Source organism: Pseudorhodobacter sp., from assembly GCF_030452865.1.
Taxonomy (GTDB): domain Bacteria; phylum Pseudomonadota; class Alphaproteobacteria; order Rhodobacterales; family Rhodobacteraceae; genus Pseudorhodobacter.
The window spans coordinates 1-6713 of sequence record NZ_JAKDLJ010000188.1 but is presented as its reverse complement, the minus strand read 5'-3'; the positions used below and the strand labels follow the sequence as shown (position 1 = coordinate 6713).

The following is a 6713-nucleotide window of genomic DNA, read 5'->3' as shown; positions in this document are numbered from 1 at the left end:
CCTGACCTGGATTCGGATTGGCCACTTGGTAGGACGCTGCTGTCGCTTGGGCTCGCACTGTTGGTGCTGATCGCCTATGCCTATATGATCAAACCTCTCGGCTTCATCATTCCGACTGTCATCGCCTCCGGCATCCTCAGCTATCAGATCAACCCAAAGCCGAAACTGGCGGCCCTTACCGGGCTTGGCCTCGGTATCGGGCTGTTCGTGCTGTTCAAATTCATCCTCGGTCTTGGCCTCAAGGGCCTGCCGCCTGCGTTGATGGGCTAGGGGCAAATCATGGATATTCTTTCAAACCTTGCGCTCGGCTTTTCCATCGCGCTGTCACCTTGGACCCTGATGCTGGCGTTGATCGGCTGCTTTGTCGGCACCATCATCGGCGCGCTGCCGGGGCTTGGGCCGTCAAACGGCGTGGCCTTGTTGATCCCGATTTCGTTTTCCATGGGGTTTGACGCGATCTCCGCGCTGGTCCTGCTGACAAGCGTGTATTACGGCGCGATGTATGGCGGGCGGATCTCCTCGATCCTGCTGAACATTCCCGGCGATGAACCTGCGGTGATGACCACGCTGGACGGCTTTCCAATGGCGAAACAGGGCCTTGCGGGGGAGGCGCTGGTGGTTTCGGGTGTCGCCTCTTTTGTCGGCTCGTTTATCGCGACGATTGGCCTTGCGCTGATGGCGCCCTGGCTCGCGCGCGTGGCGTTCCAGTTCGGTCCGGCCGAGTATTTCGCGTTGTATATGCTGGCGTTTTGCACTTTGGGCGGCATGGGGTCCAACAATCAGGCGAAATCGGCAATGGCGGCCTGTATCGGCCTTGGCATCGCGATGGTCGGCCTCGACAAGACCACCAACATGCAGCGATTCACCTTTGGCCAGATGCATCTGTTTGACGGCATCGACTTTCTGGTTGCCATTGTCGGTCTGTTTGCAGTGACCGAAGTGTTCAGCTTCATTGAAAGCCATGGCAAGGAAAGCGCGATTGGCGTGAAGCTGGGCAAGGTTTCGATCCCGTGGAAGATGCTGAACCAGACCAAGGGCGCGATGCTGCGCGGCACCGGAATCGGCTTCGTCGCCGGGATCCTGCCGGGGGCTGGCGCGTCTCTGGGGTCGTTTCTGGCCTACATGGGCGAAAAATCGATGTCGAAGGACAAGGCGAGTTTCGGCCATGGCAACCCATCGGGCGTTGCGGCACCCGAGGCAGGCAATAACGCCGCCGCCGGGGGGGCCTTGATCCCGATGCTGACGCTCGGGGTGCCGGGGTCCGGCACAACGGCGGTGCTTTTGGCGCTGCTCCTGACGCTGAACATCACGCCGGGGCCACTGCTGTTCACCGAACGCCCGGATGTCGTTTGGTCGCTGATTGCCGCCCTGATGATCGCCAACATCATGCTTCTGATCATGAACGTACCAATGGTCAAAGTGTTCGTCAAAATCCTGCAAGTGCCGTCATTCGTGCTGCTGCCAGGTGTGACGATGATTGCCTTTGTCGGCATCTATTCCCTCACCGGGTCCAGTTTCGATCTGCTGATGATGGTGGCCTTCGGCGTCTTGGGATATGTCTGCCGCAAGCTGGAAATTCCCACTGTACCGATCATCCTCGGCATCCTTCTGGGCAACGCGATGGAAGATAACCTGCGCCGCGCCATGATTCTGTCGGACGGGGACTGGACATATCTGCTGTCCTCGCCAATCTCCATCGGCTTCTGGATCGCGGCGGTTCTGGGCTTTGTCGCGCCGATTTTCCTGCGCCGTTTTCTGGCCAAACCCGCGCCGCTTCCCACAATGGACGATGACTGATGCCAACCCGCATTCTGATCCCTTCTGGCGTGTTATGCTTGGGCTTTGACCATATTGCTTTGGCGCGCGGCGTGGCGAACCGGCCGGACCTGATCGCAATCGACGGCGGCTCCACCGATTCCGGTCCTGCGTCTCTGGGCGCGGGGCAGTCGAAATACGCCCGTTCCGTTACCAAATCGGAATGGCGGGAATTGATGCTGGCGCGGGCAGAGGCCGGGGTGCCGCTCGTGATCGGCACCGCAGGCACATGCGGCGCCGATGCCTGCGTCGACTGGATGTATGAGATCACTGTGGAGATCGCCGCCGAACTGGGCCAGTCCTTGCGCATCGCGCGGCTTTATTCCGGACAACCCACCGCACGCGTAGCCAAGGCAATGCAGGAAGGTCGCATCCGCCGCCTGTTCCCGGCCCCCGAAATCAGCGCCGAAACGCTGGCGCAGATGACCAATATCGTCGCCCTGGCCGGAGCCGAGCAAATCCAGGCCGCAATCAACACCGGCGCTGACATCATCATCGCGGGTCGCACGACCGACACCGCCATCATCGCCGCCTTGCCCTTGCTGCGCGGCGATCATGCAGGCGGCGCATGGCACGGCGCGAAAGTGGCCGAATGTGGCGCGCTTTGTTCTACCAACCCGACATCGGGCGTCATTCAGGTGGATTTCGATGAGAGCGGCTTCACGATCGAACCGTTGGCGGAAGGCGCGCAATGCACCCCGCATTCGGTTTCCGCCCATATGCTCTATGAAAACTCCGACCCGTTCATCCTCTATGAACCCGGCGGCCATCTCGATGTCACCAAGACCCGGTATCAGGCGCTGGATGCCCGCCGTGTGCGGGCCACCGGGTCGGAATGGGTGCCGGGTCGCTATACCGTAAAACTCGAAGGCGCGCGGCACGCGGGCTACCAAACCACATTGATCTCCGTTTTGCGTGACGCGCATTACGTCGCCAACGCGCAGACCTGGGCCGATAAGCTGCACGGGTTTCTTGACGCCCTGATTTCCAAACGGATGGGGATCGCGTCCGACAGCTATGACCTCGATTTCCGCCTGATCGGCATCAATTCAGCTTTGGGCGCGATGGAAAACCGTCAGGGTAGCCCGGTGGAAGTGGGGGTACTGCTGATCATCACGGCAGAAACCCAGGCGCTTGCTTCCGAGATCGGCAAGCTCGCCAACCCGCATATGCTGCATTATCCGCTGACGGAAAACGAGGAACTTCCCACCTTCGCCTTCCCCTACTCCCCGGCGCAATCGGATCGCGGAGCGCTGTACGAATTTGGCCTCAACCATGTGATGGAACTCGATGACCCGATGTCCGCCTTCCGTCTTGAGGTAACGGAGGTGCCGGCATGACCAAAGCCGCCGAGATTGCCCACAAGATCCGTTCCAAGAACGCCGGCCCGTTCTGGGTGACCGTCGATGTGTTCTGCGGCACGCCTGCCGCCTACACCCGGTTGACCACAGACCTGACAACCGAAACCGTCGCCGCACTCTATCACCAACCGAGCCAGAGCCTTAAACGCTTCGAAATCCCTGACCTGCATGTCATCAAGTTTTCCTTCCCGCGCCCGGTGGTGCAAGGCAACCGCAAAGACCGCGATATGCATGGCGCACAATGGGCGACCTTGCTTGCCGAACTTGATCTCTGACTCTGCGTTATCTTCTCTGCAAAAACATCAGGCATCGGCGAGCAAACGCACCGCCACTCTGGCGGGAGAATTTCCTATCCAGCAACCATTCGGGGTATTGCAGAATTTGGACAGGAAGGGGTCCGACAAGGTGTTCGCCGCGCAAAGGTCACATCACCCCCGCGCCCGCACTACCTGCAACAGCGGCATTACTTCGGCCATTTCCGGCCCATGCTCCTGCCCGGTCAGAGCCTTGCGTAGCGGCATGAACAGGCCCTTGCCCTTGCGGCCCGTCGCCTCTTTCACTGCCGCCGTCCAGTCTTTCCACGTTTCCGGGCCGTACGGCATTTCGGGCAGCAGCGTCATGGCTTGTGTGACGAAATCGCGATCTTCGTCGTCGATCAACGGCTCTGCGCCGTCGCGAAACAGGGTCCACCACCCGTCCAGATCGTCCAATACGGTGATGTTGTCCTTGGCGACGCGCCAGAAGCCCTCGTGCAGGTTCGCCGGCACGCCCAACGCGGCAATGCGTTCGGAGACCGTATCAAAGGGCAGACCCTGGACATAGGCGCGGGTTAAAGGAAACAGGTCTTCGGCGTCGAATTTGGTGGGTGCGGCACCGAAACTGCCGATATCGAACCCGTCCATCAATTCTTGATGTGTGGTGGCAAGCTCAACCGGTTTCGACGATCCCAACCGCGCCATCAGCGACAGCAGTGCCATCGGCTGCACGCCGCGCGCGCGCAGGTCACGCAGGGACAAGGTGCCAAGGCGTTTTGACAGCGCCTCGCCGTGCGGGCCGGTCAGCAGGGAGTGGTGGGCGAAATTCGGCGGATTGCCGCCCATCGCTTGCATGATCTGAATTTGCGTCGCGGTGTTGGTCACATGATCCGCACCGCGCACGATAAACGACACCCCCATGTCGATATCATCGACCGAGGAGGCGAAAGTATACAGCACCTGTCCATCACCGCGGATCAACACCGGGTCCGACACGCTCGCCGCGTCAATTGAGATCGGGCCAAGGATGCCATCGGCCCATTCGATCCGCTCCAGATCAAGACGAAAGCGCCAATAGCCGGGGGTGGTTTCGCGCAACTTGTCTTTCTCTGCCGATGACAGGTGCAAGGAGGCGCGGTCATAGACCGGTGGCTTGTGCATGTTCAGCAGCTTCTTGCGCTTGAGGTCCAGGTCGGTGGGCGACTCAAAACATTCGTAAAACCGACCCGCTGCTTTCAACGCCTCTGCCGCCTCGCGATACCGCTCCAGCCGCAGCGATTGTTTTTCCACCCGATCCCAGGTCAAGCCGAGCCATTCCAGATCTTCCATGATCCCGTCGGAATATTCCTGTTTGGAGCGTTCCTGATCGGTGTCATCCAGCCGCAAGATGAAGGTGCCACCGGATTTACGCGCGATCATCCAGTTCATCAAAGCGGTGCGCAGATTGCCGACATGGATGAAGCCTGTTGGCGATGGGGCAAAGCGGGTAACGGTCGGGCGTGTGGTCATTTCTGGCTCTCCTGCAACCGGGTTGATCTGTCACATGGGGCGCGGATTGTCCATATCCTGCCGGGTCATGTCGCGGCGCATGTCAGCTTTCATCGCGCCAGCGGTTCACGATCGGATAACGCCGATCCAGCCAGAAGGCACGGCGGGTCAGGCGGGTGCCGGGGGCAGATTGGAACCGCTTGTGTTCCGACAGATAGACCAAACGCTCCACCTTCTTGACCGTCTCCCGGTCAAACCCTCCCTCCACCAGATCGCCAACCGCGACGTCATTGTCGACCAACCCTTCGAGAATGGCATCGAGCACCGGATAAGGTGGCAGGCTGTCCTCATCCTTTTGGTCGGCGCGCAGTTCCGCCGAAGGCGGCTTGTCGATGATGCGGGCTGGGATCACCTCCCCCTGCTTGCCCATCATCCAGTCGCGATGATTGGCATTACGCCAGCGGCAGGTTTCAAATACGCGCGTCTTGTACAGGTCTTTGATCGGGTTGAACCCGCCCGCCATGTCGCCGTAAATCGTGCAATAGCCGACGGCCACCTCCGACTTGTTGCCCGTCGTCAGCAGCATTTCACCAAATTTGTTCGACAAGGCCATCAACAGCAAACCGCGCAGGCGCGACTGGATGTTTTCCTCGGTCAGGTCGGGCTTTGTCCCTTCGAACAACGGCGCAAGCGTGTTGGTGATCGCCTGCCGCCCGTCACTGATCGGCACGAAATCATAGCGGCACCCCAACCGCTCCGCGCAATCCTTCGCGTCCTCCAGACTGGAGGGCGAGGTATATTCCGACGGCAGCATCACGCAACGGACATTGTCCGGGCCGATGGCATCAGACGCAATGGTGGCGACGATGGCAGAATCAATGCCCCCCGAAAGCCCCAAAAGCACTTTCTTGAAGCCGGTCTTACCCATGTAGTCGCGCAGCGACAGGACCATCGCGTGATAATCCGCCTCCCATGCGTCGGGCTGCTTCACCCGCGCGCCCTGCTCCGCCCGCCAACCCTCAGCGGTTTCGGCAAAATCGACATGGGTGATCGCGGTTTGAAACGCAGGCATCTGCACCGCCAGCTTGCCGCCGGGGTTCAGTACGAAGGAGGCTCCGTCAAACACCTGATCGTCCTGACCGCCGACCATGTTGAGGTAGACCAGCGGCAGACCCGTCTCCACCACCCGCGACACCATAATGTTCTGACGTACCGCCAGTTTGTCGCGGTAATAGGGGGAGCCGTTGGGGACCAGCAAAATCTCTGCCCCGGTTTCGGCATGTGTTTCCGCCACATCCATGAACCAGCTATCCTCACAAATGGGGGAGCCGATGCGTAAGGGGCCGACGCGGTAAGGGCCGCTGACCTCTGCCGGGGAAAACAGGCGCTTTTCGTCAAAGACGGAATCATTCGGCAGATGGTGTTTCAACACCGTTGCCGCGATGCGCCCGGCTTGCAGGATGAAATAGGCGTTGAACAAACGCCCGCCTTCAAACAGCGGGCCGCCAATGGCCAGCGCCGGACCGTCGGCGCAATCTTTTGCCAAAGCGGAGAGTTCGCGCGCCACATCTTCCACGAATTGCGGGCGCTGGATCAGGTCTTGCGTCTGATACCCCGTGATGAACATTTCCGGCAGCGCCACCATCTGCGCGCCTGCATCGCGGCCTTGTTGCCACGCATCCCGCGCTAGCGCCGCGTTTTCGGCCAAGGCGCCGACGGTCGGGTTCAACTGTGCCAAAGTCAGGCGAAATCTTTCAGCCATGGGCATTCCTTCCTTCGTGCTGCGGCTTCGGTT

The 6713-nt window shown here is 60.2% G+C and carries 6 protein-coding genes; 4 read left to right on the top strand and 2 right to left on the bottom strand.

The genetic code is table 11. The features are described 5' to 3' along the window. The 4 genes from L0H65_RS11750 to L0H65_RS11735 form a co-directional block, all read left to right on the top strand. On the top strand, window positions 1–270 hold a 270-nt coding region (locus L0H65_RS11750; protein ID WP_301459212.1), incomplete at its 5' end, for a tripartite tricarboxylate transporter TctB family protein. Between the two features lie 9 nt (window positions 271–279). After that, window positions 280–1797, top strand: a complete 1518-nt coding sequence (locus L0H65_RS11745; RefSeq protein ID WP_301459211.1) for a tripartite tricarboxylate transporter permease — start codon at window positions 280–282, stop codon at window positions 1795–1797. Beyond that, window positions 1797–3155: an acyclic terpene utilization AtuA family protein gene (locus tag L0H65_RS11740; protein WP_301459209.1), complete on the top strand. Its 1359-nt coding sequence runs from the start codon at window positions 1797–1799 to the stop codon at window positions 3153–3155. Before L0H65_RS11745 ends, L0H65_RS11740 begins: the two co-directional genes overlap by 1 nt. Then, window positions 3152–3451, top strand: coding sequence for a DUF4387 family protein (locus L0H65_RS11735; protein WP_301459207.1), 300 nt, complete (start codon window positions 3152–3154; stop codon window positions 3449–3451). Before L0H65_RS11740 ends, L0H65_RS11735 begins: the two co-directional genes overlap by 4 nt. A gap of 153 nt (window positions 3452–3604) precedes the next feature. On the opposite strand, the gene gltX is transcribed toward L0H65_RS11735, so the two are convergent. Beyond that, a complete protein-coding gene (gene gltX / locus L0H65_RS11730; protein WP_301459206.1) occupies window positions 3605–4939 on the bottom strand; it encodes a glutamate--tRNA ligase in 1335 nt (444 codons plus the stop codon). Between the two features lie 82 nt (window positions 4940–5021). Then, window positions 5022–6680 carry an NAD+ synthase gene (locus tag L0H65_RS11725; RefSeq protein ID WP_301459204.1) on the bottom strand — a complete coding sequence of 553 codons (1659 nt, stop codon included), beginning with the start codon at window positions 6678–6680 and terminating at the stop codon, window positions 5022–5024. Window positions 6681–6713 lie beyond the last annotated feature (33 nt).